The organism is Peterkaempfera podocarpi, assembly GCF_042466665.1.
GTDB classification, from domain to species: Bacteria; Actinomycetota; Actinomycetes; order Streptomycetales; family Streptomycetaceae; genus Peterkaempfera; species Peterkaempfera podocarpi.
Map to the genome: position 1 here is coordinate 254807 of NZ_CP162102.1, position 24144 is coordinate 278950.

At 69.8% G+C, this 24144-nt stretch carries 26 protein-coding genes and 2 pseudogenes; 9 read left to right on the forward strand and 19 right to left on the reverse strand.

All coding sequences use genetic code 11. The features are described 5' to 3' along the window. Positions 1–8: 8 nt before the first annotated feature. The 5 genes from AB0761_RS01105 to AB0761_RS01125 all read right to left on the reverse strand — a co-directional run bounded on the left by AB0761_RS01105 (position 9) and on the right by AB0761_RS01125 (position 3123). A complete protein-coding gene (locus tag AB0761_RS01105) occupies positions 9–464 on the reverse strand; it encodes a pyridoxamine 5'-phosphate oxidase family protein (protein WP_377266926.1) in 456 nt (151 codons plus the stop codon). A gap of 55 nt (positions 465–519) precedes the next feature. Then, a complete protein-coding gene (locus tag AB0761_RS01110) occupies positions 520–1149 on the reverse strand; it encodes a DinB family protein (RefSeq protein WP_377266927.1) in 630 nt (209 codons plus the stop codon). 91 nt (positions 1150–1240) lie between these two features. Further along, on the reverse strand, positions 1241–1897 hold the full coding sequence (locus AB0761_RS01115) for a glyoxalase (RefSeq protein WP_377266928.1): 657 nt from the start codon (positions 1895–1897) through the stop codon (positions 1241–1243). Continuing rightward, complete coding sequence (locus tag AB0761_RS01120; protein ID WP_377266929.1) at positions 1897–2361, reverse strand: helix-turn-helix transcriptional regulator; 465 nt, start codon at positions 2359–2361, stop codon at positions 1897–1899. The genes AB0761_RS01115 and AB0761_RS01120 overlap by 1 nt, the downstream gene beginning before the upstream one ends. 351 nt (positions 2362–2712) lie before the next feature. Then, complete coding sequence (locus tag AB0761_RS01125) at positions 2713–3123, reverse strand: VOC family protein (RefSeq protein ID WP_377266930.1); 411 nt, start codon at positions 3121–3123, stop codon at positions 2713–2715. Between the two features lie 671 nt (positions 3124–3794). On the opposite strand from AB0761_RS01125, the gene AB0761_RS01130 reads away from it, so the two are divergent. Then, the gene (locus tag AB0761_RS01130; RefSeq protein WP_377274542.1) at positions 3795–4424 is read left to right on the forward strand and encodes a hypothetical protein; all 630 of its coding nucleotides are present in this window, start codon (positions 3795–3797) and stop codon (positions 4422–4424) included. Positions 4425–4542: 118 nt separating this feature from the next. Here the strand turns inward: AB0761_RS01130 and AB0761_RS01135 are convergent. From AB0761_RS01135 to AB0761_RS01155, 5 genes and pseudogenes are all read right to left on the reverse strand, one after another. Continuing rightward, positions 4543–4740 (reverse strand): annotated as a pseudogene (locus tag AB0761_RS01135) (VOC family protein); the annotation flags it as partial. Next, positions 4709–4879, reverse strand: a pseudogene (locus tag AB0761_RS01140) (VOC family protein); the annotation flags it as partial. The pseudogenes AB0761_RS01135 and AB0761_RS01140, both read right to left, overlap by 32 nt. 6 nt (positions 4880–4885) lie before the next feature. Further along, entirely contained in the window at positions 4886–5029 is a 144-nt protein-coding gene (locus tag AB0761_RS01145; protein WP_377266931.1) for a hypothetical protein, read from the reverse strand. Between the two features lie 27 nt (positions 5030–5056). Further along, entirely contained in the window at positions 5057–5545 is a 489-nt protein-coding gene (locus AB0761_RS01150; protein WP_377266932.1) for an SRPBCC domain-containing protein, read from the reverse strand. 9 nt (positions 5546–5554) lie between these two features. Next, positions 5555–5929, reverse strand: coding sequence for an ArsR/SmtB family transcription factor (locus AB0761_RS01155; RefSeq protein WP_377266933.1), 375 nt, complete (start codon positions 5927–5929; stop codon positions 5555–5557). Between the two features lie 138 nt (positions 5930–6067). Here AB0761_RS01155 and AB0761_RS01160 point away from each other — a divergent pair, with 138 nt between their 5' ends. Then, complete coding sequence (locus AB0761_RS01160) at positions 6068–6469, forward strand: GNAT family N-acetyltransferase (protein WP_377266934.1); 402 nt, start codon at positions 6068–6070, stop codon at positions 6467–6469. A gap of 290 nt (positions 6470–6759) precedes the next feature. On the opposite strand, the gene AB0761_RS01165 is transcribed toward AB0761_RS01160, so the two are convergent. Continuing rightward, positions 6760–8040: an MFS transporter gene (locus AB0761_RS01165; protein WP_377266935.1), complete on the reverse strand. Its 1281-nt coding sequence runs from the start codon at positions 8038–8040 to the stop codon at positions 6760–6762. An 81-nt stretch (positions 8041–8121) separates the two neighbouring features. Continuing rightward, positions 8122–8760, reverse strand: a complete 639-nt coding sequence (locus tag AB0761_RS01170) for a TetR/AcrR family transcriptional regulator (protein ID WP_377266936.1) — start codon at positions 8758–8760, stop codon at positions 8122–8124. A 393-nt stretch (positions 8761–9153) separates the two neighbouring features. Here AB0761_RS01170 and AB0761_RS01175 point away from each other — a divergent pair, with 393 nt between their 5' ends. The 4 genes from AB0761_RS01175 (at position 9154) to AB0761_RS01190 (ending at position 11708) form a co-directional block, all read left to right on the forward strand. Then, complete coding sequence (locus tag AB0761_RS01175; protein ID WP_377266937.1) at positions 9154–9687, forward strand: GNAT family N-acetyltransferase; 534 nt, start codon at positions 9154–9156, stop codon at positions 9685–9687. 260 nt (positions 9688–9947) lie between these two features. Further along, positions 9948–10187, forward strand: a complete 240-nt coding sequence (locus AB0761_RS01180; RefSeq protein ID WP_377266938.1) for a hypothetical protein — start codon at positions 9948–9950, stop codon at positions 10185–10187. Then, complete coding sequence (locus AB0761_RS01185) at positions 10184–10558, forward strand: fic family toxin-antitoxin system, toxin component (RefSeq protein WP_377266939.1); 375 nt, start codon at positions 10184–10186, stop codon at positions 10556–10558. The genes AB0761_RS01180 and AB0761_RS01185 overlap by 4 nt, the downstream gene beginning before the upstream one ends. 607 nt (positions 10559–11165) lie before the next feature. Then, the gene (locus tag AB0761_RS01190; protein WP_377273904.1) at positions 11166–11708 is read left to right on the forward strand and encodes an ATP-binding protein; all 543 of its coding nucleotides are present in this window, start codon (positions 11166–11168) and stop codon (positions 11706–11708) included. 189 nt (positions 11709–11897) lie between these two features. Here the strand turns inward: AB0761_RS01190 and AB0761_RS01195 are convergent, their stop codons facing one another. The 6 genes from AB0761_RS01195 to AB0761_RS01220 form a co-directional block, all read right to left on the reverse strand. Then, entirely contained in the window at positions 11898–12629 is a 732-nt protein-coding gene (locus tag AB0761_RS01195) for an SDR family oxidoreductase (RefSeq protein WP_377266940.1), read from the reverse strand. A 239-nt stretch (positions 12630–12868) separates the two neighbouring features. Beyond that, entirely contained in the window at positions 12869–13783 is a 915-nt protein-coding gene (locus tag AB0761_RS01200) for a sigma factor (RefSeq protein WP_377266941.1), read from the reverse strand. A gap of 154 nt (positions 13784–13937) precedes the next feature. Beyond that, the gene (locus AB0761_RS01205; protein WP_377266942.1) at positions 13938–14825 is read right to left on the reverse strand and encodes an RNA polymerase sigma-70 factor; all 888 of its coding nucleotides are present in this window, start codon (positions 14823–14825) and stop codon (positions 13938–13940) included. A gap of 373 nt (positions 14826–15198) precedes the next feature. Then, entirely contained in the window at positions 15199–16395 is a 1197-nt protein-coding gene (locus AB0761_RS01210) for an NAD(P)/FAD-dependent oxidoreductase (protein ID WP_377266943.1), read from the reverse strand. 444 nt (positions 16396–16839) lie between these two features. Beyond that, complete coding sequence (locus AB0761_RS01215) at positions 16840–17412, reverse strand: dihydrofolate reductase family protein (RefSeq protein ID WP_377266944.1); 573 nt, start codon at positions 17410–17412, stop codon at positions 16840–16842. Positions 17413–17792: 380 nt separating this feature from the next. Next, positions 17793–18797, reverse strand: a complete 1005-nt coding sequence (locus tag AB0761_RS01220) for a sigma-70 family RNA polymerase sigma factor (RefSeq protein WP_377266945.1) — start codon at positions 18795–18797, stop codon at positions 17793–17795. Between the two features lie 432 nt (positions 18798–19229). Here AB0761_RS01220 and AB0761_RS01225 point away from each other — a divergent pair, with 432 nt between their 5' ends. Further along, the gene (locus AB0761_RS01225; protein ID WP_377266946.1) at positions 19230–20321 is read left to right on the forward strand and encodes a PQQ-dependent sugar dehydrogenase; all 1092 of its coding nucleotides are present in this window, start codon (positions 19230–19232) and stop codon (positions 20319–20321) included. A 231-nt stretch (positions 20322–20552) separates the two neighbouring features. On the opposite strand, the gene AB0761_RS01230 is transcribed toward AB0761_RS01225, so the two are convergent. Further along, positions 20553–22310, reverse strand: a complete 1758-nt coding sequence (locus AB0761_RS01230; RefSeq protein ID WP_377266947.1) for a cellulase family glycosylhydrolase — start codon at positions 22308–22310, stop codon at positions 20553–20555. A gap of 480 nt (positions 22311–22790) precedes the next feature. On the opposite strand from AB0761_RS01230, the gene AB0761_RS01235 reads away from it, so the two are divergent. Then, positions 22791–23363, forward strand: a complete 573-nt coding sequence (locus AB0761_RS01235; RefSeq protein WP_377266948.1) for a hypothetical protein — start codon at positions 22791–22793, stop codon at positions 23361–23363. A 204-nt stretch (positions 23364–23567) separates the two neighbouring features. Beyond that, entirely contained in the window at positions 23568–24122 is a 555-nt protein-coding gene (locus AB0761_RS01240) for a hypothetical protein (protein WP_377266949.1), read from the forward strand. Positions 24123–24144: the final 22 nt, after the last annotated feature.

Consider the following 24144-nt stretch of genomic DNA (forward strand, 5'->3'; position numbering starts at 1 on the left):
TGTGACGGTCACTCCAGCCAGCGGCCGTCACGCATGAGGTGCCGTCCCTTCACCTCGTTCGCCTCACGCCAGGCCTGGATGCGTCGCGGCCGGATGAGGAAATACTGGTAGAGCTCGTCGAGTTTGCGCGGGTCGAAGCCGGTCTTCGTCGCGAACGCGTCGCCCGCCCCGGCGCCGAGGTCGGCAATGTCCACCGGTTCGGCGGTGCCGTCGACCATGACGACGTCGCGGGTCGGCCCGAGGCTGAGCCGCACCCGGTCGTCCGCCAGCAGGTTGCGGCTGGTGACGGAGTCGCGCAAGGTCGAGATCAGGAACGCGGTCCCGTCCCAGAGGTAGGAGAGCGGGATGAGGTGGACGCCGCTCGTGACGCCCGACGTCGCGACCCAGAGATCGACGTCTCCCTCCAGTCTCGCGCGGGTGTCCCGCAGCCTCTCCTCACGTTCACGCGGTGGCGCGCCCGTCATGCTTCCTCCAGTCCCTTTGTGGAGAGCCCCAGCTCAAGGGCGCGGGCTCCCTCGGTCATCGGTCGGTTCGCCGGAGTTCGCCCTCGCGGACGCCATCGGCCTCCTGCGCCACCCTCTCCAGCCGGCGCCGGTAGTCCTCCCACCAGGTCTCGTCACCCGGCGGTATGTTCTCCTTGCCCCTCAACCACCCGGCAGAACCGTCGATGAGCTCGCGCAGGATATCGGCGTGGCCGGCATGCCGTTGGGTGTCGGCGATCACGCGCACGACGATGTGATGCAGCGTCACTTCACTCTGTGCCTCGGGCCACCAGGGGACATGGCCGACCGCGTCCAGCGACAGCGTCTCGATCGTTGCGTCGGAGTGTGCCCACGCCTGGCGGTACAGCTCCACGATCTGGTCGCGCGACTCCTCCGCGGTGGCCCACATGTCCGCGTTGGGTTCGGTGTCCTCCGAGTACCACCAGGGCGGAGGCTCCTTGTCGAAATACGGCCGTCCGAACGTGTCGCCGAAGTACCCCAGCTCCACCCCGGCGACGTGTTTGACCAGCCCCAGCAGATTGGTGCCGGTCTGCGTGAGAGGGCGGCGGATGTCGTACTCGGAGAGCCCCTCCAGCTTCCACAGCAGGGCTTCGCGGGCGTCCTGCAGATAGCGGTGGAGGTCCGACTTCCGGTTCGGTTCGGTCATGCCGGGCAGTCTCCCACCCGGCACTGACAACCGGTCTGCCTTTCGGCGCCGGAGCCGACCGGCGGTTCCCCGCTCCGCAGGAAGTGCCCCATCAGTGGGTGAGTGCCGGGGCCACGGCCTCCCAGGCGAACCCGTCCGGGTCGGTGAAGGCCCCGGCATCGCCGCCGATCGCCAGCCGGTGCGACCCGGTGCCGTCGGGAGAGACGCCGGCGTCCTTGGCAAGGGCACGACGCCGGTACAGCGCCAGTTTGACGGGGCCCGGCCCGGCGGCGAACTCGACGTACACACGGCCGAAGCTCTTCGCCACGGCGAGTCCCCGGTCGACGTAGAACCGCTTGCTCGCTGCCACATCCGCGACTCCCAGCAGGAGCACGATCTCGTCGAACCGCCGGGTGGCAGGGCCGGTGTCCTTCTTCGCCGAGGTCGCGACCTTCCAGATGGTCCCGTCCGGGGCCTGTACGACACCGCCGTAGCCCCAGAGAGACTTCGCGGCAGGCTTCAGCGGCGTGGCGCCGGCCTCGATGGCGGTGTCGATCAGGCTGTTGACGGTGGCCGGCTGGGACACCGTGAGCGACAGCGTGAACCCGCGGAAGCCGGTTGTGGGTGCCTCCGAGGCCCGCAGGCGGATCTGCGTGTCCAGACCGAAGGCGGCGGTGTAGAAGCGTTCGGCGGCCGTGGGGTCGGCCACGTCGAGGGTGACGGATGCGATGGATGCGGACGCGGTGGATGCGGTGGATGCCATGACCATCACGCTAGTTGCGGCTCGGGGGCCGGTGCTTCTTGATTCCTGACCGGTCTGGTCACCTGCTTCGCCACACACGGCGGCATCCCCTCCGCGGCGCCCGCCGCGCGGCGCCGGTAGGCGCTGGGCGGCATGCCGATCAGCTCGGTGAAGCGGGTGCTGAAGGTGCCCAGCGACGAGCAGCCGACCGCGAAGCAGACCTCGGTGACGCTGAGGTCGCCACACCGCAGCAGTGCCGCCGCGCGCTCGATGCGACGTGTCATCAGATATGCGTACGGCGACTCACCGTAGGCCAGCCGGAACTGGCGGCTGAGGTGCCCGGCGGACATGTTCGCGCCGCGGGCGAGCGCCTCGACGTTCAGCGGCTGCGCGTACTCCCGGTCGATCCGGTCGCGTACGCGGCGCAGTCGCGCGAGGTCGCTCAGGTGCTGCGCCTCGGCGCGGGCGCGCCCCCACGAGGGGTGACACATGGGACAACTCCTCTTCATCGATGTCCGCGAGCACCCGGGTCGCACGCCGCGGCACGCGGCAGGGTGCTCCATGGCGACGACCGCTTGCCGGAGTCGACAAGCCGGTCAACGGGCGAGCAGCTATCTGCCGGCGACGGGACGGCGGCCGGTGGCCGGCTGGGCGGGGACACCGCCCCCGTGGGCGGCGGGCGTACGTGGCTCGGCCTCGGCAGCCGGCATCGCGGTCATCGCCGCGGGGGTGCGGCCGCCGAGGGGTGGTCGAGGAGAGCGGCCCGGCGGCGCCGGCCGCCGTGTTCGCAGCCGGTCGCGACGCAGGCAGCCGTCAGGACCGGATCGATGAGCGGGGACGGTTCAGCGGAGCTCCTGGATACGGACCAGGTTGCCGGCGGGGTCGCGGAAGGCGCAGTCACGGATGCCGTACGGCTGCTCGGTCGGCTCCTGGACGACCTCGGCGTCGCCGGACTGCACCTTGGCGAAGACACCGTCGAGGTCGCGGGTGGCCAGCAGGATCCAGCCGTAGGTGCCCTTGGCCATCATCTCGAGGATGGTGCGGCGCTCGTCCTCGGTGATCCCGGGGTCGACGGCCGGGGGCGCCAGGAGGATGGACGTGCTGGGCTGACCGGCGGGGCCGACCGTGATCCAGCGCATCTTGCCCTGCCCGACGTCGCTGCGGACCTCGAAGCCGAGGACGTCGCGGTAGAAGGCCAGGGACGCGTCCGGGTCGTCGTGCGGGAGGAAGCTGGTGTGAATAGTGATGTCCATGACGATCATGCTAGGTGTGCCACGCGACCCGCGCTTCTCGATTCCTGATCGATCCGGCCGCCTGCTCCACCGCACCCGGTCGTATCCCCAGTTCTAACACGCTGCCCGGCGCCGCAGTGCCCGGGGTCGCCTCAACCGGTCACCCGGGTGAACGGACGCCCGGCGACCAGGCCAGGAAGCCCGCATCGCTCAGCCGGGCGCACCAGCGGAGCCGACCTGCCGTGCGCGATCAGATGCGGATCATCGATCCGTGCGGACACCCTTGCCGCGGCGTGGGGGATTCCGGAAGTGCCCTCATGGTCGTGCGTGCTGGAAGCGGGTCCCATTATCGCGGGTCGCAGGAGACATCCTCGTTCCCGGCGACATCACCGCCGCACATCAACGGGTGGATCCGGGTTTGAAGGGTGCCCGCGACGGAGACTGTGGCGGCACGACCCCCGCGACTCGCCCTGCCGGCCCGTCAGCGGAATCCGGATGGCCTCGAAGCGAGGGATTCGGGCCGTGTGGATCAACGCACCATTGCTTCCGGAGAACTGAGCATCCGAAACACCTCCTGTGAGAATTGATGTGCGCCCAGGACGACAGCCGATCCCTGCCGCCGTCTCGCGAGTTGCCGAGGCCGGGAGCGATCGCAGAATTCCAGGAGGGTGAAGAGAGAATAGGAGGCTGGTATGGTTTTCGTGCGCGTTCACGTAATGAAAGACAAGCTGAATTCAGAACAAAAGCGTGAACTCGGAGATAAATTGATCGCCGCCGTGGCGGAGGTCGAGAGACTCCGAAACACGGCACGCCATCAGCAGACTTCGTGGGTTCAGTACTTTGAATTCGATCCCGACAACTGGTACAACCCGCACAGTCTTGGCGATCCGTCTGCGCAGTGGCAGATCGATGTGATCGCTCCCCAGAAGCTTCTGCCGACGCCGGAGGAGACCAAGCTGGTTCTGGAGAAGGTGACGGCTGCAGTGCGCTCTGTCAGCGGAGAAGGTCTGCTGCCCGCCCGGGGACCATGGGTGCATGTATACGTGATCCCTGATCTCGGCTGGGGCATGGATGGCAGGATCCCGAATTGGGACGGCTGGCGAGCGTACTTCGAGGCGGACACGCAGGAAGAAGTCGACCGTGCACTTGCCACGGTCTTCGGGAAAGATGAGAAGCCGATCGCTGCCACAGCGTGCCCGGAAACCTGGATGGGCACCTCGTTCTCGAGTGCGGGGCACCACCGCAGGCGTCTCGCCGGTCCGGGCACGCGACCACGGCCGGGGGCCGCACATGGCCACCCCGTGCGGCGGCGGCCGACGTGAGCGGCCGGAATCCGTCAGTCCGCCGGGAACAGGCAGAACTCATTGCCTTCCGGATCGGCCAGGACGATGTGGTCCGGTGCCGTTTCTGAACCGTCGCACCAAGATCAGTCAGATGCTGGATCTCCGCCTCCACGTCGATCGCGACCAGGTCCGGGTGCACGCGGTTCTTCACTCTCCTGGCCTCCGGAACCAGCTGGAACCACAAACGCGGTCCCGCATCGGCCGACTCGACCAGGACTGTCGGATCGTCCTCGATTCTCATGATCTCGCGCGCGCAGGCGCGCGAGTTCCGCGTCGTCGTAGGGGGCGACCGCATAGCCCTCCAGGGCGGCAGCCCAGAAGCGGGCCGTGGCAGCCGGGTGGACGCAGTCGACGACGATGTCGCGCAGTCGGGCCATCCGCCCCTCCTGCAAGCCCGTGACAGGTCGCGTCACGCGAACGGCGGCGTCCGCCATGCAGGATCAGCCCTCCAGCAGCAGGTCCTGCAGGGCGCCGAGCATGTGCAGGGCGGTGTCCTGCTTCAACTCGGGCGCGGCGCGACTCTGCCCGGACGGCGCGCCGAGGCCACCTGAGTTTCCATCAGCGGCATACAGCCCCAGGACCATGCACATCACGGTCTACGGCTGGAGTACTCACTCAGCACCGGCGGACGGCCGCGCGACCAGCTCCCCCTCCAGTCGGTCGAGCTGGTCGCGGGTGCCTGTCTCGCGCCACTCGGCCCGGTCATGGCCGTCGAGATAGGCGCCGTGGTCGATGACGGTGAGCCGAGTGCCGGCCCCTTCGGCGGTGAACTGGATGCTGACCAGGTTGACCGAGATGAGCTCGCTGTCCCGCTGGATGCGGTTGGTGAGGACGATGCGCTCATGGGGCAGGATGTCGTGGAACCAGCCCTCGTAGGTATAGACGGGGCCGCCTTCCTGGGGCGTGCCGACCGTGCGCTCGGTCCCTCCCACCTGGAAGTCGAGTTCCATTGCCGGGCTCTGCGACGAGGCGTCCTTGACCCCGGCGAACCAGCGGGACTTGGCCACCGGATCCCCCCAGGCGGCGAAGACCCGCTCGACCGGGGCGTCATAGACCCGCTCGAGAGTGAAGGTGGCGTGAGTGGTGGAACGGTCGGTCATGGTTGCTCCCTAGTCATGGGATTCCCTGGATTCCTCGGATTCCTTGGCCGCGTCGCCGTCCGTGCCCTCGGCCAGATAGTCGCCGAGCCTGTCCAGCCGGCTCTCCCAGGCCGTCCGCCGCGCGGCGAGCCACGCCTCGGCCGCACGCAGCACATCCGGTTCGATCCGGCAGGTCCGTACCCTTCCGGTCTTCTCCGACCTGACCAACCCGGCCGCCTCCAGCACCTGGAGGTGCTGGACCACGGCAGGCAGGGACATCGGCAGGGGCCGGGCCAGTTCACTCACCGATGCGGGCTGCCTGGTCAGTCGTTCGACGATGTCTCGTCGGGTCGGGTCGGCCAGGGCCTGGAAGACCCGGTCGAAGTCGACCTCATGGTTAAGCACAAACTTAACTGTATGGACCCAACAGAAGATGGTCAAGCATTCGCTTAAGTTTCCGCGGCTTCGATGACGCCCGTACGGTCACCACTCCCGTTCCCGACAAGCCCTGAGGTGACCGGTTGGCCGGTCTACGCTCACGGCATGACGATCACTTACGAGTGGCGGGGCGACTTCGAGGACATGGCCGTCAACGCGCTGCACGCCGAGGGATTCGGCCACCGGAGCCTGGACATCGGCTGGCGAGCGCAGGTCCACCGCCACAGCCTCGGCTGGGTCTGCGCCTGGCGCGACAGTGAACTCGTCGGCTTCGTCAACGTCGCATGGGACGGCGGTGTCCACGCCTTCATCCTGGACACCGTGGTCAGCACCGGGCTTCGCCACTCCGGGATCGGAGCCGGGCTCATCGCGGAAGCCGCCAGGGGAGCCCGCGCGGCGCAGTGCGAATGGCTGCACGTGGACTTCGAGGACGACCTGCGGACGTTCTACGTCGACGCCTGCGGGTTCAAGCCCACACCCGCAGGTCTGATCGCGCTCCGAGCGTGATCGCGACCCATGTGCGGGACCCCGGCCCGGGAACAGGACCAAAAGCCCCTGACGGGGAAGGACGGCCATCCGGGGATCACCACATGCGGGAGGCGGCAACCGGTCTCCTGCTGCACGGTCCGGACCGGGACGACGTCACCGCCGAGCTCCACCAGCGGGCCGACACCTTGAAGGGGTCGGCGTGACCACGGTGCAAGCTGCATTCCCGTCGTCGCTCCGCAGCTGAGGAGCGGCCGTGCCTACGCCGACACGCCGTCGTCGGCGCAGGCACCGCAGTCGGTTCCGACCTGTCACGCCCCCCGCCGGGTGTCCCGTGATTCGGCCCGCTCGCCGGCGGTTGCGGGCCGGCCCGCCGTTGCTGCCGGAGCGCTCTCGTTCGGCGGCGCGACGACTGCGGCGATGAGCGCGGCGATGCCGAGGAGTACCGCCACCGCGGTGAGGGCCCGCAGCACCGTGACATGGTCGGCGAGGAAGCCGACCGAGGGCGGGCCGGCGAGGAAGGCGCAGTAGCCGATGGAAGCGATCACGCTGACCCGCCCTGCGGCGTACCGGGGCTCGTCGGCGCCGGCGCTCATGCCGACGGGGAATCCAAGGGACACGCCGACGCCCCACAGGACGGTGCCGGCGAACGCGAGCGGCGTCATGGGTGCGAAGACGAACAGCAGCGTGCCGGCGATCCCCAGCACGGCCAGGGCGCGGACGACGGGCACCCGGCCGTACCGGTCGAGCAGCGCGGGCCCGAACCACCGTCCGAGTGTCATCGCGGAGAGGAACACGGCGAAGTCGAGGGTGCCGACCGCGGCCGGTACGCCGTAGCCGTCGATGGTGGCGACGCCGACCCAGTCGTTGCCGGTGCCCTCGGCGAACGCGAAAGCGAGGACGAAGACGCCGATCAATAGCGTGCGGGGCTCTCGCCAGGCGGCGAGCGCGCTGCGCCGGCCGCCCTCCTCCGGGTGCTCCTCGACCCCGGCGCCGTCATGCACGAAGGTACGGGTCCCCCAGGGGACGACGAGGCCGATGGCGGCCGCGACGAGGAGCAGATGCACCGTGACCGGCACATGCAGCGCGACCATCACCGCGCCGATGAGGGCTCCGGCGACGGTGCCGAGGCTGTATCCGGCGTGGAACCGGGACATGATCGAGCGGCCGAGATGGCGCTCCACCAACGCTCCCTGGACGTTCATCGCCACATCCCAGGCACCGCAGGCGAAGCCCAGGAAGAACAGCCCGATCACGAGGGGGAGCAGACCGCCGAGATATCCGAAGGCTACGGTCGTCAGCCCGGCGGTGAGGAGTACCGCCATCCCCGCGACGGTGCGCCTGGAGCCGAGACGGTGGACGACCGGTCCGGCGAGAGGGAGGGCGACGAGCGAACCCGCGGCGATGGAGAGCAGTACCAGGCCGAGCTGTGCCGGGGACAGGTGCAGATGGTCGCGGACCTGCGGGATGCGCGAGGCCCAGCTGGCGAAGGCGAACCCGCAACCGATGAAAGCAATGTAGGTGCCCCGGACACCGCCTCGGACATCATCCGGTGATGGGGCTGCGAGCGGGGTTGCAGGCGCGGACGGCATGTGTGGAAGCTCCCTGAAGGGGGTTGTCGACGTCGCTGCGGGCCTTGGGCGAGGTGGGACAAGCCCGGCCGCGGAACGGCGTCAGCTGGTGATACGGTGCAGGGCGTGTCGTAACTGATCGCCCGTCATGGGGTGGGTGGACAGGGCCTGATGCAGTACGAGGCCCTCGATGAGGGCGTCGAGCTCGCGTGCGGTGACGGGGTCGAAGTGGACCTCGAGGGCACATCTGCTGCGCAGCATCCACGCCTGCGTCACCGCCCGCAGCGAGGGCCGGCGGGCGGCCGCCAGGTAGAGCTCGACGGCCAGGACCAGGGTGCGCCCGGAGGCGAGCAGGTCCTGGGTGAGATGGCCGGCGAGCGCTTCCAGCGCAGCCTCCGGGTCGTCGGCGGCGTGCATCCTCCGTTCCAGCGCGGCCGCGGTCGCCTCCGCATGGGCGGTGAACGCCGCGGCGAGCAGTTCGTCGAGTGTGGCGAAGTGGTAGGTGGTGGAGCCGAGCGGCACATCGGCCGTACGGGCGATGGCGCGGTGCGAGGCGCCCGCGACGCCCTGGTCGGCGATCACCTCGAGCGCGGCGGCGACGATCCGCCCCCTGCGGTCGGGGTCGTAGCGGCGCGGACGGCGGGCGGATCCCGCCGCGGCCTGGTCGGCCACATAGAGGTCCCCCACCAGCATGCGTGCGCGCATCGAGCGGGTGTCGCCGGCGTCGGGCTGCGGCAGCATATGGACGATCGTATGCAGCGCTGCGAACACCTGTCCACGGCACTCGGGCACCGGCGGCGCCGGACGAGGGGTGCGCCCTTCCCCCTCGCCCGGGGAGGCCGTCGGCGATCGGCCGCGCCGACTGTCGTACCAGGTGATCCCGGTGATCACGGCGTCTCTTCGCCGTGCGGCTGCCGCCCCTGGTGAGGGTCGGCTCGCGCTTCGCCGGTGGCAGCCGCACGCAGACCCCACACAGGGTCTGCCGGGCGACCCCCGATATCCGGCTGGGTGACCCCATGGGGCGGGGACGGCGGCGAGAGAGGCGGTCCACGACCGAGGGCCGGGGGGATCGCGCAGCTCAAGTCGAGATACCCACCTGGCTGTTCAGGGCAGGCCGGCTGAGATACTCCGGCCGTGAATGCCAGGGTGATGGGGAGTGGTGCGCGACCGGGCAGAGCAGAGCCTGCACAGACCGCGTCGGCGCACATCGAGGGGTGGAGGCTGCGTAGGGCGGTCGCCGAGGACGTCGAGGTGATCGTGGAGTTGCGGGCCACGGTCATGCGGGCGGATCTGGAACGCCTCGGGCGGTACGACGGGCACCGGGTGCGGCAGCGGCTGCGGGATTCCTTCTCGACGCAGTACACCTCGATCATCGAGATCGGCCGCGAACTCGCAGGATGCGTCACGGTCCGGCCCGCCGAAGGCCGGCAGTGGCTGGAGCACTTCTACCTGGCTCCGCACCATCAGGGCCGAGGGCTCGGGTCCGCCGTGCTGCGCACGGTGCTGGAGCGGTCGGACGCGCAGGGCCTGGCCGTGGGGTTGAACGTGCTGCAGGGCAGTGCGGCCCGCCGACTCTACGAGCGCCACGGTTTCGTCGTGGAGGACCAGGACCCGATCGACGTCTTCATGGTGCGACCGCCTGGAGCGAGCGTCTGCGCGCAGGCCTGACCTGCGACACCGCGACGCAAGCCGGTCCGCCCGCGTGGCGCGGGCGACGCCCGGCGGTACGACCTCGTCGGAGCAGTCGCAGGCGGGCTGCTGGGCGTCGCCTGGTTGCGGTGGTCTCCCCTCCGGGTGGTGCGGCAGGGGGCGCGCTCCATGAGCCGCGACGCTGTAAGCGCTGCTCGCGCACCGCGCGGTCCGTCGGATGGCCTGCAGAACTGCCGGAACGCATTGTAGCGAGGTGAACAGAGCGCTACGCTCCCCGCATGAAGCAGATCAACATCCGTGTCGACGACGACACCTTCGCCGGGATCGAAGCCCGCGCCGAAGCCGCCGGGATGACCGTCCCCGAGTACGCCCGCCAGGTCGTCGCCGACGAGTCCAACGACCTCCGCCATCGCTTCCTGGCTGCCGGCGCGCACTTCACCGATGCCTGGGCCCCCGCCTTCGCCGAGGCCTTCGGCCCCTACCCGGCCAAGGCCAGGCAGGACGAGGCCGCCGCGTGATCGTCCGGATCGACCGCGCCTGGCTGCTCGACCTCGCCCATCAGCACATCCCCGGCGACCCCGACGTCCGCGACTTCGGCTCGCTGCAAGCGGCTGTGGCACGGCACGCGGACGCAGTGATGGACGTCCTGGTCTACACCGACCCCCACCACCGGGCGGCCGCCCTCATGCACCAGCTCATCCGGGTCCCCGCGCTGGAGTACGCCAACGAGCTGTTCGGCGCCGTCGCAGCCGCCGCCTACCTGACGGTCTCCGGCGTCATCGTCACCGTGCACCCCAAGCAGGCCGCGGACCTCGCAGGCCGCATCGCCCGCGACGCTCTGGACGTCCGCCAGGTGGCCCAGGAGATCAGGCGCTGGACCTCCGGCTGAGGCTCCGGCCGGACGCCCGACGACCGGACGCGGGGCGACTCCGGCCCTGCCCGTCCAGCAGTCGGCGCTGCCGGGGGGCAGCCCTCTCGGCGCACACCGGCAACCACCACCGGCCGTTCCCGGATGCGGCCGACCCTGCGCTCATCCGATGGAGACGGGGCACAGCAGCACGGGCCTGTCAGCCGTAGTGGTCCGGACACCCTTCAGCCGATCACTGCGCAAGCCCACCCGCACCCCGGCCGGCGGAGTCGCATGGCCCGATGTCCTGGACAGTTCCGCCGGGGCGGCGCAGCACCGCCAGGCGCAGCCCGGCGAGAACGGGCCCTCCCCGCAGTCACCGAGCCCCGGCGCCCTCGCCGTGCAGGGACGCCTCGGCCGTCCCGCGCAACAGAGATGCGCTTGCGCCGGCTGGAGTCGTCACACATCCGGCCGGGGTCCGGTCGTAGCTTCGGAGACTCGATTCAACCCTCATCGCGGATGATCCCTGGTCCCGCCTCGATGCGACGGAAGACCACCGATCAGGCCAGTCATCGGCTGCGGCACCGCGCGGTAGCAGCCGCTCACGGCTCTCGGCCCGCGGACGCATCCAGGAAACGAGGTGGCCACCATGCCGGTCACAACAGGTTGGACGCAGCTCACACTCACCGCCCGCCAGGTCCAGAGATGGCCCGACGCCGACGCGGCGCCGCCGCCTCGCTGGTGGGAGGCGGCCGATCGGGTGGCCTTCCGACTGCCGTCACTGGAGAAGACGGTTCCGGTCTGCCGGGGTCTGGTCCGGGCATGGCTCGACGCCCGGCAGGTCTGCGACGGGGAGACGCAGCATTCTCTGATGCTCATCGTGTCCGAGTTTCTGGCCAACGCGATTCGCCATTCGGCCAGCATCTGGATCACCTGCCGACTGTGGACTTCCGGAGACCTGCTGTTCGTCGAAGTCCGCGACCAAGGAGGGTCACTGTCGGTTCCGCGGGTGCACCGGAACGGAGCGACACGCGAGCACGGGCGCGGCCTCGCGCTGGCCGCGAGCAGCGCTCGGGAGTGGGGCTGGCTCGCGGCTGACGGCGGCTGCGCCGTATGGGCGACGGTCGCGTTCGTGCCCTGCGGGGGACCGCAACACGCGGCCCCACCCATCCGCCTGCCCGAGCACCGATGACCCGAGCACCGATGACCCGGGCACCGGAACACCGTCGCCGGCCGGTCGCCCCGCAGCTGCCACCGCCTGCGCCACGGAGCCCGGGGACCGGGGTTGAGCAATTCACCCTACGACGCTCCGGATCCGGCGCCCGGGGCGGAGGGCTTGCGGAGGAGCAACGCGTCGCTCCTCCGCAAGCCCTTGGCGCATCTAGCCAAGCCAGTCGGTGTAATGGGTGGGGGCGATGTGCGCGTCGTCCCCGGCCGTCAGGACGTCACCCTGGACGACGGCGAACAGTCCGGCCTCCTCGTCGTTGACGACAGTGCGCCCATCGGGGCGTGCCTGCAGGGTGATCCTGCCGAGTTCGTCGAGAGGGTAGACATCCGGGCCGGCGACGTTGCGGATTCCCTGGAGAGGGGCACCGACGGCTACGTCCACGACGGCAGCGGCGACGTCCTTGGCCGCGATCGGCTGGATCGGTGTGCTGGGGAGGTGGACGGCGTCGCCCTCAGTGGTCCAGGACATGGTCGCTTCCATGAACTCCATGAACTGCGTGGCGCGGACGATGGAGTACGGGACCGGCCCGCTCTCCAGAATGTTCTCCTGGAGCGTTTTGGCGCGGTAGTAGTCGAGCTGGGGGACCTGGTCGACCCCGACGATGGAGAGGATGACGATGTGGCGCACTCCGGCCTTCTGGGCGGCGGCCAGCAGGTTGTCCATGGATGCGCGGAAGAACGCGAGCGACGCATCGTCGAAGGTGGGGGAATTCGTGAGGTTGATGACGACGTCCGCATCGGCCATCGCTTCCTCGACCCCGGTCCCCTCGACCAGGTCGGCCCCGGTGGACTTGGAGTGCGACACGGCCTCGTGACCGGCTGCGTTGAGTTGCTCGACGACCTGGGAGCCGATCAGGCCGGTGCCCCCGAAGACTGCGAACTTCATGGTATTTCCTTTCGGTGGTGAATGTCCTGCAGGTGTCCGGTACCGATGCCACTGAACTGACTCCGGTGTCCGGAACGCAATCCGGCGGTCGGACGGCCGCCGGACGATATGTGCCCGGGCCGATGGCGGGCCCGTGCAGGTGAGGATCCCCGGCTCGGGGCGCGTCCACCTGGGGGAAGGACCGACCTGACCTCCATGGTCGGGCCACGGTCCGGTAACCGCATGCGGGAGCGCAGCGGTCAGCTGCGGTTCCAGCTGCGGAGCTTGTCGGGATTGACCACCAGCCACACGTCGGTGATCCTCTCGTCCCGTACGTCGAAGCTGACAATGCCGAACACGATTCCGTCGTCACACAGGACCAGGCCGGCCTTGCCGTTCACGGATCTCAGCGCGGATTGACGTTCGGGGTACCGGGACAGCGTGTCGAGTATGAAACGGGCGGATCGGTCCGCACCGCGGACGGGATTCTGCGGGGCGCCGAATGTACCGCCGCCGTCGCTGAGCACGGCGACGTCCGGAGCGAGCAGCGGGACAAGAGCAGTGAGGTCGTCAGTGCCGCAGGCCGCCTGGAATGCAGCGGCAATACGGTTGTGAATGTCGTCGGATGCGGTCGTCCGCCGACGGTGGACGCGGATCCGACGACGGGCGGAGCAGGCGAGTTCCCGGCATATCTGCGGGGTACGGCCGGTAATCACTCCGATCTCCTCCAACGGCAGCGCAAAAATATCGTGCAGGACGAACGCGACCCGCTCAGCGGGCGTCAGGGTTTCCAGCATCACCACCGGCGGTCTGCTCGCGGACCCGTCGAACGTGATGCGCTCCGGCGGACCGACCGGAATCGCAGCAGCCCTGGCCTCCAGGTCCCGCACCGGCGCAGAGAGCCACTCCTCCGTACGCGGCTGCTGCCCGCGCCGGGCGGTGCCGAGGAGGTCGAGGCAGAGCTGTGCGGCCACCCGTGTGAGCCACACCTGCGGCGCCTCGACGGCTGTCCGCTCAGCCTCGGTGAGCCGATACCAGCGGATGTAGGTCTCCCGGACGACGTCCTCGGCGTCGTCGGTGGCGCCGAGCATCCAGAACGCGATGTCCAGCAGGCGTTGGCGCCGACCGAGGCCCTCGGCAAGGGACAGTCTCTCCTCGTCCTGCCTCTCCTCCATGAGGGTGAGTCCTTTCTGCCGGGTCGTCTGACGACCGGGGGCCGGGCTTGCGCCGAATGTCGAGGCGGCGTGGTCCGCACCCGGGCGGGCCGGGGCTGCTGCCCCGGACCTGCGGGTCGTCCCTGCCCTGCCTCAGTGCGCCGGGACGGAATGCTCAGGCCGCCATGGCAGCGAGCTTCGACGGATTCATGACCCACAGCACCCGGTCGATACCGCCTTCACTGACGCTGACCGTGACAACGGCGAACAGGCCCCCGTCACGGTAGAGACGCAGGCCGGGGCGGCCGTTGGTCTCGACCGGTTCCATCGTGACCCCGGACCAGAAGCGCGGGGCGAACGCGTGCATGTACTTCGCCACCCGCTCACGGCCCACGACGGGGAACTTCGACGCCCGAACGGCCCCTCCGCCGTCGGCGTACGAGACGACGTCCTCGGCGAACAGTTTCTCCAGGACGGCCACATCGCCTGTCTTCGCGGCAGCCATGAAGGCCGTCAGGAACCGCTGGTGCTCGGCGGAGGCGACACTGGCACGCTTCTGCGCGGCCAGGTGCTTCCGCGCCCGGCTCGCCAGTTGGCGTACGTTCGCATTCGTCTGCCCCATGACCTCTGCGATCTGGTCGTAGGAGTAGTCGAACGCCTCCCGGAGGACATAGGCCGCCCGTTCCGTCGGGGTGAGCTTCTCCAGCAGCATCAGCACCGCCATCTCCAGGGCCTCCCCGCGCTCGGCACCCAGTGCAGGGTCGTTGCTGGTGTCGACGGGCTCCGGCAGCCATGGTCCGACGTAGGCCTCACGGCGGACCCTCGCGGATTTCAGAACGTTGATCGCGATCCTTGTCGTGGTCGTCGCAAGGAACGCCTGTGCGTTCTGCACCGTGGACCGGTCGTACGTCTGCCAGCGGATCCAGACCTCCTGAAGGATGTCCTCCGCCTCGGCGACACTGCCCAGCATTCGGTACGCGATCCCGAACAGACGGCCGCGGACACTGTGGAAGACCGACTCTGCTTCCTCAAGGTCCTCGACGCCTTTCGCCGGATCGTTCATCGGCGGCATTGTTCGTCATCCTTGCTACTCGACGATTCGGTCTTCCGCCGCCGGCCCACCGCAAGGGCCTCGGGTCCCGCCTTCGGCGGGTCCGACGGCGGTGTGCCGACCGGATCCTTCCGCACCACCGACCACGACGGACGGCGCGATCCGATGCTGACTGCGGACGCGTGCATATACCTCCCCGACGGCTGCGAGAAACGTGCTCCTCCAGGTCGGTGTCCGAGCCGGCATTGCGGCCGCGGTGTGCATCGCAGTTGCCGTGCGAACGCGGCGCCTGTCCGCGATGCACACCGCTTGCCCCCGCTTGCCTCCGCTTGCCTCCGCCGATTCCGTGGGAGTCGGCGGACGCGCTGTGCGGCCGTCGGCGCCGTCAGACGTTGGAGAACCGGCCCGCCTGAGCGAGGATCTCCTCGGGGTCGTCGACCGGGGGGTAGATCCAGAGCGTATTGATGTCCTGCTTGAGGGCCTTGGCGTCGTCGCCGGTCATCAGCACCGTGCGCTCCCAGCCCTGTGTGACCACGGCCCCGACCGGACCCAGGTCCAGGCAGGTGCTGTAGGGATCCGGGGTGAAGGACCGGGGTTCGGTTCCCAGCAGGTCGGCAACCACGTTGTGTCCGGCGAACTTCCCCATCGGCAGGGCGTGCTGACAGCTCTGGGTCGTGTAGTACCCGTCCTCTGCGAGGGCGACAGCGGTGTCCCCGGCGGCATAGACGTCAGGTACTCCCGTCACCCGCAGACAGGCGTCCACACTCAGCCGTCCCAGCCGGTCGCGTTCGCCCGGGATCTGCGCCGTCAGCGGACTGGCGGACATGCCGGCCGTCCACACGACGGTGGCCGCGGGGATCACCTCACCGTCCGAGAGGGTGACATCCGCGGGGGTGGCCGACGTCACGGTGCGTCCCAGCCGCCGCTCGATCTTCAGTTCGTCGACTGCGCCCTCGATCTGCGGGCGGGGTCCGGGGCCGAGCTCCGGTCCGAGGACGTCGGCGCGGTCGACCAGGACGACCCGCACCTGCTCGCCTGTGTTGTGAGTGTCGGCGATCGCGCGCAGTCGCTCACCCAGGGCGGTGGCGATCTCCACGCCGGTGAAGCCCGCACCCACCACGACAGCCGTGTACCGGCCCGCGGACGGTGCCTGCTGGGGCAGCCGCCGCAGGTGGTGGTCGAAGGCGGCCGCGGTGGGCAGGGTGTCGATGTCGAAGACATGCCGTGCGCCGGGGAAGTCGGGGCGCACCAGCTGACTGCCGGTGGCCAGCACCAGCTTGTCGTACGACAGGGCCACTTCCTCGCTGGTCCGCTCGACGGCCCGCACGGTACGGGCACCGGTGTCGATGCCGGTCACCGTCGCCGCGACCCGGCGTACCCCGATGGGGCCGAGGACACGGTCCAGCGGCACGCGCATGCTCTCCGGGTCCTCTTCGTAGAGGCGCGGGCGGACGACCAGGTCGTCACCGCCGCTGACCAGAGTGACCCGTACCTCCTCACCCGCATCACGGCTGGCTCGCACGGCTCCCGCCGCGCTCCATACTCCGGCGAATCCTCCGCCGATCACCAGGATGTTCTTCATTACGCCTCCTTGCGTGCTGAACTCTGCGCAGCATGGACAAGGGGGCTCTGCGGGATGTGACACGAGGGAGGGTGTGACCTGCGTCTCTCCGTCCGTTCCGGCGGATCCAGGACCTGGACAGCACGGCAGGCTGCGCTCTGCGGACACGGCGCCGATGCGGTGCCCGGCGCCGATGCAGGCCGAAAGTCGTCGGCCTTCGCCGGTGTGCGGCCCGGCGAGTGCGCGGGTCCCGTCCCGTGGGACTCGCCGCCGGGCCGCATCGTGCCGCGTCCCGCTCAGGACGAGGCAGCACCCCCGTGCAGCGCGCCGCCGAACGTCACCCACCCGTGGGCGGTCACCACAGGGGTTCGGCGGAGCCGGCGGCACGGAGGCACGGGCAGGGGTCCGGGAACCTGCGGCGCCCCCTTCCTGAAGCGGGCGCGTACGGGCAGGCGTCCCCCGCGGCTACCGGACGATCTCGTAGGTGAGGAGGGCCAGGCCGTCACCGAGGGTCCGGCTGCCGAGGAGGCGCAGGCCCTTCTTGTCAGTGGTCCCGCCGAAGAGGCGCTCCCCGGCGCCAAGCACGACCGGGAAGACGACCAGGCGCAGCTCATCGGCCAGGTCGTGCTCGATCAGTGTCTGTCCGAGCTGGTAGCTGGCATAGACGAGGATCTCCCCGGCGACGTCCTGCTTCAGCTTCGCGACCTCGGTGACCACGTCGCCCTTCAGCACCGTCGCATTGCCCCAGCGGGGGTGGTCGAAGGTCGAGGACACGACGTACTTGGGCATGCTGTTCAACTTGTCCGCCCACTCCCCGATCCGGGCAGCCCATCGCGAGGCGAACCACTCCTCGCTCCGCCGGCCCAGGAGCAAGGCGTCCGCTGCCAGCGTCTCGTCGGTCTCGTGCCTGGCCCACGGCTCGAGGTCCTTGCCCCCGAACTGCTCGAACCAGCCGCCGAGCCTGAAGCCCTCCTTGCCGTCCGGGTCCTGGACGACTCCGTCGAGCGAGAGGTTCGTGGTGATCACGATCTTGCCCATTGCCGTTCTCCTTGCTCGGATGTGTCGGTCCCCTGTGCAGACACCGGTCCGACCCGGAAATAAGCGCTTCGGCCCTGGCCGGTCCAGGGAGTGAGGTGAGAGCTCAGCGGGGGCCGGCGGCGAACCGGTCCCGGGGAGCCGCAGCGGCGCGCCGAGGAGGGCCACGGCCGTCCGGCACGCGGCTGGACGGGAACGCATCGGCACCGGCTGCACAGAGGACGTGGCCGGCGAGCGTCCGCAACGGGAGCGGCCCGGCGGTGCGAGCCCGGAGTCCCGCGCGGCACGGACCGCGGCGGCCTCAGCCGCTTCGCAGTGACGGGCGGGCCGACGCAACCACTCGGCGCCATGAACCGAGCGGCCGGTCAGCGGACTGCCGGTGCCTACTCTCCGGGGAGTGACAGGGGCAGTCCCATCCAGGCGAACACACCGGTCTCGAAGCGGGTCATCGCGCAGATGCGGTCGCCCGCCAGCGTGAGGGCGAACAGCCCGGTCGCATGCCGGGTTCCATCGGGTCGGCGGACGTAGGCGCCGAACGCAGGCTGACCGTTGGCCCGCGTGGGGACGAGGCTGTACTGGCGGCCTGCGTCGAGCAGGAGCCCGAAGAACTGGACCACGACCTCCCGGCCCTCGTACTCGAGCGGCATCGGCGGCATCGACAGGAACATGTCGTCGGTGAACAACTCCACCAGAGCGTCGAGGTCGGCCCGCTCATAGGCCCGGACGAACCTGGCCACGACGGCGTCCTCCTGCGGCGACCCCGCGGCAGGCGAGGACTCCTGCCGCAGCTGGGCTCGCCGTCGGTCCAGACCCGACCGCGCCCGCGCAAGTGCGCTGTTGACCGACGGCAGCGTCGTGTCCAGCATGTCGGCCACCTCGTTCGCACTGAACCCGAGGACATCGCGGAGGATCAGGACCGCGAGCTGACGGGGCGGCAGCACCTGCAGCGCGGCGACGAACGCCAACGAGATGGACTCGGTCTGCTCATAGCGGGCCTCGGGGCCGACGGGCACGTCGAACGCGCCGTCCATGAGCGCATCCGGGAACGGCCCCAGCCATACGGCCTCGCCGGTGCGGGTCGGCTCGGGCGGCTCGACTCCGGGGATGTCCCACGCCTTCGCCGGACGCCGGCGGACCGTACGCAGTGCGTTGAGGCACTTGTTGGTCGCGATCCGGTACAGCCAGGTGCGCACCGATGCGCGTTCACCGAAGCCGCCGAGGCCCTGCCATGCGGCCACCAGGGTGTCCTGCAGGGCGTCCTCCGCGTCCTGGACCGAGCCCAGCATGCGGTAGCAGTGCACCTGCAGCTCGCGCCGGTGCGGCTCGGTCAGCGCCCGGAACGCCTCCCCGTCGCCGGCCCGCGCCCTGGAGATCAGATCAGCCGTCACCACATCCACCTTTCCCCTGCCGCAGCTGCGGCCCGTCCATCGTCGTACGGACACCGCAGGACCCGGGAACTGATCGCCCTGTCCATAGAAGGTCGTGAACCGCCGGGAGGAGCAGCCCGGGCGAGGAGTACCGACGGCGTCCGTGTCGCAGGCCGGGCCGCAGCCGGAACTCCTTGGGAACGGAGGCGCCGGGTGAGCGTCCCCTCGGCCGCTCCCGTCGGGCGTGTCGCGCGAGCGGTCGGACGCCGGTGGTCCGGGGAGGGTTCGATGCGCCGCCGATCGGGGACGCGCTCGTGGAAGGAGCCGGTCCCGCGGACGGGCCGGCCTGCGAGGAACGGAGGAGCCGATGGTCTCCCGCGAGTCCCGGGTGCTGGTGGTCACGGCCTGTGCCGCCTGCTGGCCGCCGCCGGCTGCACCTCGGAAGGCAGCGGCATGCCGTCCTCCGCTCCCGTGTCCGCCACCGGCTCCACGGGCCCGCGGACATCCGGGTCGGCCGACGGGCCGGGCCTCGCGCCGGCCGACGGCACCGTGCGGGTGACCGGCACCCTCGCCACGAGCGTCAATGTGCCGTGGGGGATGGCCCGGCTGCCCGGCGGCGACATCCTGGTGTCCTCCCGGGACACGCACCGGATCCAGCGGATCCACCCGGACGGCCGTCCCCCGACGGTCGTCGGCACGGTGCCGGGGGTGGTCTCCCAGGCCTCGCAGGGCGGTGAGAGCGGACTGCTCGGCCTGGCCAGCTCCCCCGGCTACGCCACCGACCACCGGGTGTACGCCTACTACTCCACCGCCTCGGACAACCGCATCGCCTACCTCGGATACAACGAGGGCGCCCCGGCCGGGAAGCAGCTCGGCACCCCGCACGTGGTGCTGGCGGGCATCCCGCGCGGACTGCACCACAACGGCGGCCGAATCGCCTTCGGCCCCGACGGGATGCTCTACGCGGGCACCGGTGAGGCAGGCAATCCGGCCCTGGCCCAGGACCGGGCGTCCCTGGGCGGCAAGATCCTGCGGATGACCCCGGACGGTGCCCCCGCCCCCGGCAACCCCTTCCCTGGGTCGGTCGTCTACACCTACGGCCACCGCAATGTGCAGGGCCTGGCCTGGGACCCCCAAGGTCGCCTGTGGGCCTCGGAGTTCGGCGACAAGAAGGCCGACGAACTCAACCTGATCCAGCCCGGCCGCAACTACGGCTGGCCCGCCGCCCAGGGGAAGAACGGCGGCGGGAAGTACACCGACCCGGTCGTTGAGTGGGGCACCGAGGAGGACTCCCCCAGCGGCATCGCCTACGCGGACGGCTCGATCTGGATGGCCGCGCTGAAGGGCCGGCGCCTGTGGCGCATCCCGCTCGACGGTGCCCGTGCCGCGGGCGCCCCTCAGGACTTCCTGGTCGGCACCTACGGCCGGCTGCGCAGCGTCCTGGCCGTCGGGGACGGCCATCTGCTGCTGACCACCAGCAACACCGACGGCCGTGCGACCCCCCGCGCCGGCGACGACCGCATCCTGGAGCTCACCGTGTCCTGACCCGCTCACGCGGGCCCTGTGCCCGGGATGCGGAGCATGGACGGGGCGGAGGGCCGCGCCGGCTCGTCGCCGGCGCGGCCCTCCGCCCCAGTGGTGAACGTCTTCTGCGGTGCTTCCGGCCGACGGTGGACGTCTCACCCTCGGCGGTGGCGGTGGCCGGGGCGGGGGCGCCCGGAGCCGACCGGGCAGCTCATGGGCGGACCCGCCCCGCCGACCGCTCGGCGGTCCCCGTCAGGATGTGGTGCCGGTGACCGACGTCCCGGACCTGGACACGTAGTAGGTCACCGTGGCCCCGCTCCAGTAGTGGAAGGTGAGCGTCACCCGGGCGCCATCGTTGACCTCGGCGAAGAAGTCGGAGGTGAGGGTGGTGACGTGGTTGGTGTAGTCGGGCGCGAAGGCGGCGGCGAACTGCTTGTAGGACGTCCAGTTCTGCGGCCCGGCGTAGGTGCCGTCGGCGTAGGTGGCTTCCATCGTGGCGAGCTGGTCGCCGCGGAAGTCGGTCGGGATGGCGAAGGAACCGGTCGTCCCCGTGGCGTTCTGCAGGACCGGGGTGTCATGGGTGTTCAGGTTGATCCGCCAGGGGACGCCCTGCGAGAACCGTGCGTACAGCACCGCGTCGGTGCCGTAGGCCCGGGTTCCGCTCAGCCGGGTGAGCAGCGAGGCGGTGAGGGTGAGCTGGTCGCCCTGGACGGTGTAGTCACGGCCGCACTTGAGGTCGGTGTTGCCCTGGCGCAGACCGAGGAACCGGGTGCCGTTGAGGTTCAGGGTGAGCGTCTTGTCGGTGATGGCCGCCGCCCGGGCACTGAACACCTGGTCGGAGGAGGCCGTTCCCGACCGTGTCGTCCAGCTGGACTTCAGCTGGGCGGACAGCTCCGGATCGCTCCACTGGAAGCTGGTCCGTCCGAAGTGCTGGCCGTTGTCCCACAGCATGGTGGTGATCTTCTTGGTGCGGGCGTAGTACCCGAGGAACTCGAAGAACTTCAGCTTCTCGCCCTGTTCGATGGCTCCGGTGCTCTGGTCGAAACCCAGCAGGCCGTACTCGCCGAGGATCACCGGGATGCCCTGGGCCACAAAGGCGTTGTAGACGCGGTCGAACGAGTCGGTCAGGTCCTTCTGGGTGGTGGCGTCGAAGGTCGTCCCGCCTGCGATGTTCACGCTGAACGGCCAGTAGCCGTAGTAGTGCACCGTCGCCACGAGGTTGGGATCGCCGAGGGCGGTGAAGGTGCTGACCAGTTCGTCCACCCGAGGCTGGTCGGCCGAGGTGTGCAGGGTCGGCAGGACGAGCAGGCGGGTGGCGTTGTTGCCGCCGGACTGCCGCACGATGGTGTGGAAGGAGGTGTTCAGCTCGTTCAGCAGCGCCGCGTTCTCGGCGTCGCCGGAGCTGCCGGTGAACTGCGGCTCGTTGAGGCTCTCGAAGAGCAGCTTGGGCGAGAAGTCACGGAATGCGCCGGCCAACTGCGTCCAGGTGGCGTTGTAGTGGGCGAGTACGGCGTCGTGGTCGGTCGGCATGTTCGCGACCCACTGCCAGGAGTCATGGTGGATGTTCACCACGACATAGAGGCCGTCCGCGAGGGCCCAGCCGACCACTTCCTGGACGCGGCTCAGGAATACCGGGTCAATGGTGTAGTCGGGCGCCGCCCCTTCGTGCTGGCCCCAGGAGACGGGGATGCGGATGCTCCGGAAACCCTGCGCCTTGAGGTTGTCGAAGAGTTTCTTGGTAATGAGCGGGTTGCCCCACGCGGTCTCGTCGCTGCCGATGGCGTCGAGCGAGTTGCCGAGGTTCCACCCGGGCTGCATCGCGGCGACCCTCGCCATCGCACTGCCGGAGGGCGCGCCTGCGGATGTGGTGACGGGCCGTGAGGTCGAGGCCGCCGCCTGGGCGTTGCCTGCCGTCAGCACACTCAGCGCGACAAGCAGCATGGCTATGCCACTCGTCAGCAGGCCGACCCCCCAACGCATCCTTCGTGTGGTGCCGCGTGATCCGGCCATGGCGCTCCTCGTCATTATCAGCTGCTGAGGGAAGAGGGCCGAACGCTCTGCGGTCGGCCGTGGAAGCGTGATCCACAACTTCTCCGGCGTGATGCTGGCAGGAGCGAACCGACAATGCAAGCGATTCGACAGCGCCCCATAAACCCGGGCGCTCACAATAGGGACTTTCAGGGCGCCCACCGAGATGTTCGACTGCATTCGACGGAATTCGACGGCAATCCGCCTGCCCCTTCGGCGGTTCTTCGAGTCGAATTCGATGTCGAATATCGGGTCTGCGCAGTCGGCGAGGCGGCGTCACCCCGGCGTGGCCGAGCCGGGGAGGACTGGTGCTTGCGACTCGCCGCTCACCCCGCGAGGCCGTTGGCCGCGCGGGCGTCAACTGCCCTCCCCAGGAGGCCCAACCGGAACCGCCGGATGAGTAGGAGGACTCATGACTCAGCCGCGATTCACAGGGAAGATCGGGGCATGACAATGATCAGGATGACGCGGGTCCGGTTCGGGATGCTGCCGTTCGCGGTGCTGGCCATGGTGGCGACGGGGTGCGGGACGCAGCGGGCAGGGGATGTCGCCGATGCGTATCACCGTTCGCATCCGACGCCGACCGGGATATCGAAGCAGAGTGCGCCAACGGACTTCCCCTGCCCCGGCGAAAGCCCCTCAGCAGCGCCGAAGCCGACCCCTGACACTCCCGTTCCGACCACACCGCCCACCGACCACTACGTCGAGAACCACGGCTTCATGGTCCCCTTCCCACTGCACGGCCAGCTCCGCTGCGACGGGCTGGTAGCCGTCAAGCGCATCCAGCAGGCGCTCGAACCGCTGCGCAGGCGAGGCGACTTCGCCCCGGAGAGCACGCACAGCGCGCTCACCGCCCTTGGCTACACCGCCGGTGCGGTGAAGGTGTACCAGAGCGGTCCCACTGGGGTCGGCTTCCTGATCGACGCCTCCCGGATGTGTGTGGAGGGAACGATGGACCGCGCCTCCACCCATGCGAACACCTTCGACGGCTATCCCGACCACCCCGGCTGCGACCGTCCCTCCGGCGGCCACTGACCACGACCACCCCGGCTGCCGGCACCGCATGGTCGCACCGGCTGCACCTGGATCCGCTTCGCAGCAACGGCACTTCGGCACACGCAGACCTGGCCGACGCCCGTGCAGGTCCAGGCGCGGGCGGCACCAGCGCCGTCCCAGGAGGCCCGCAGCACCCCCACCTTAGAGTTGAACATGTTCAAAACTTCGGCCATGATGACGCCCATGACTCAAGGGGAGCGGCTGCGCCGCGCGCGGGCATGGATCGTGCTGTTCATGGTGGGCCTGGTCCTCGCAGGCCTCACAGCCTTTCCGCTGGTGACCGAGTCGGGCTGGCTGGTGTGGTGGGCCACTGACCCCGGATCACCGCTGGCCGGGCCGGCCAGGCATATGCCGTCGGCCGTCGCATGGGTGCAGCACGTGCACGAGGGCATCCAGGCCACGTCCCGCAGCTACCCGTTCCTGGCCTACGGAACCGACTGGCTCGCCTTCGCGCACCTGACCATCGCCATCGCATTCATCGGTCCGCTGCGCGACCCCGTCCGCAACATCTGGGTGCTGGACTTCGGTCTGATCGCCTGCGCCGGCATCGTGCCACTCGCTCTGATCTGCGGACCCCTTCGCCACCTGCCGCTCTGGTGGCTGCCGATCGACATCTCCTTCGGTCTCTTCGGTGCGATCCCCCTCCTGCTGGCCCGACGCCACATCAGATCCCTCGCGCACGCCATGGGCGTCCAGGCTCTCCGGTATGACCCGACGACGATTCCCCAGGCAGGCTGAGTACCCAGGTCTCACGGCCCGA

Excerpts from the sequence above, each read along its gene's own strand:
- AB0761_RS01105 (WP_377266926.1), bottom strand. The coding sequence starts at position 464 with ATGACGGGCGCGCCACCGCGTGAACGTGAGGAGAGGCTGCGGGACACC.
- AB0761_RS01110 (WP_377266927.1), bottom strand. The coding sequence starts at position 1,149 with ATGACCGAACCGAACCGGAAGTCGGACCTCCACCGCTATCTGCAGGAC.
- AB0761_RS01115 (WP_377266928.1), bottom strand. The coding sequence starts at position 1,897 with ATGGTCATGGCATCCACCGCATCCACCGCGTCCGCATCCATCGCATCC.
- AB0761_RS01120 (WP_377266929.1), bottom strand. The coding sequence starts at position 2,361 with ATGTGTCACCCCTCGTGGGGGCGCGCCCGCGCCGAGGCGCAGCACCTG.
- AB0761_RS01125 (WP_377266930.1), bottom strand. The coding sequence starts at position 3,123 with ATGGACATCACTATTCACACCAGCTTCCTCCCGCACGACGACCCGGAC.
- AB0761_RS01130 (WP_377274542.1), top strand. The coding sequence starts at position 3,795 with ATGGTTTTCGTGCGCGTTCACGTAATGAAAGACAAGCTGAATTCAGAA.
- AB0761_RS01145 (WP_377266931.1), bottom strand. The coding sequence starts at position 5,029 with ATGGTCCTGGGGCTGTATGCCGCTGATGGAAACTCAGGTGGCCTCGGC.
- AB0761_RS01150 (WP_377266932.1), bottom strand. The coding sequence starts at position 5,545 with ATGACCGACCGTTCCACCACTCACGCCACCTTCACTCTCGAGCGGGTC.
- AB0761_RS01160 (WP_377266934.1), top strand. The coding sequence starts at position 6,068 with ATGACGATCACTTACGAGTGGCGGGGCGACTTCGAGGACATGGCCGTC.
- AB0761_RS01165 (WP_377266935.1), bottom strand. The coding sequence starts at position 8,040 with ATGCCGTCCGCGCCTGCAACCCCGCTCGCAGCCCCATCACCGGATGAT.
- AB0761_RS01170 (WP_377266936.1), bottom strand. The coding sequence starts at position 8,760 with ATGCTGCCGCAGCCCGACGCCGGCGACACCCGCTCGATGCGCGCACGC.
- AB0761_RS01180 (WP_377266938.1), top strand. The coding sequence starts at position 9,948 with ATGAAGCAGATCAACATCCGTGTCGACGACGACACCTTCGCCGGGATC.
- AB0761_RS01190 (WP_377273904.1), top strand. The coding sequence starts at position 11,166 with ATGCCGGTCACAACAGGTTGGACGCAGCTCACACTCACCGCCCGCCAG.
- AB0761_RS01195 (WP_377266940.1), bottom strand. The coding sequence starts at position 12,629 with ATGAAGTTCGCAGTCTTCGGGGGCACCGGCCTGATCGGCTCCCAGGTC.
- AB0761_RS01200 (WP_377266941.1), bottom strand. The coding sequence starts at position 13,783 with ATGGAGGAGAGGCAGGACGAGGAGAGACTGTCCCTTGCCGAGGGCCTC.
- AB0761_RS01205 (WP_377266942.1), bottom strand. The coding sequence starts at position 14,825 with ATGAACGATCCGGCGAAAGGCGTCGAGGACCTTGAGGAAGCAGAGTCG.
- AB0761_RS01210 (WP_377266943.1), bottom strand. The coding sequence starts at position 16,395 with ATGAAGAACATCCTGGTGATCGGCGGAGGATTCGCCGGAGTATGGAGC.
- AB0761_RS01215 (WP_377266944.1), bottom strand. The coding sequence starts at position 17,412 with ATGGGCAAGATCGTGATCACCACGAACCTCTCGCTCGACGGAGTCGTC.
- AB0761_RS01225 (WP_377266946.1), top strand. The coding sequence starts at position 19,230 with ATGCCGTCCTCCGCTCCCGTGTCCGCCACCGGCTCCACGGGCCCGCGG.
- AB0761_RS01230 (WP_377266947.1), bottom strand. The coding sequence starts at position 22,310 with ATGGCCGGATCACGCGGCACCACACGAAGGATGCGTTGGGGGGTCGGC.
- AB0761_RS01235 (WP_377266948.1), top strand. The coding sequence starts at position 22,791 with ATGACGCGGGTCCGGTTCGGGATGCTGCCGTTCGCGGTGCTGGCCATG.
- AB0761_RS01240 (WP_377266949.1), top strand. The coding sequence starts at position 23,568 with ATGACTCAAGGGGAGCGGCTGCGCCGCGCGCGGGCATGGATCGTGCTG.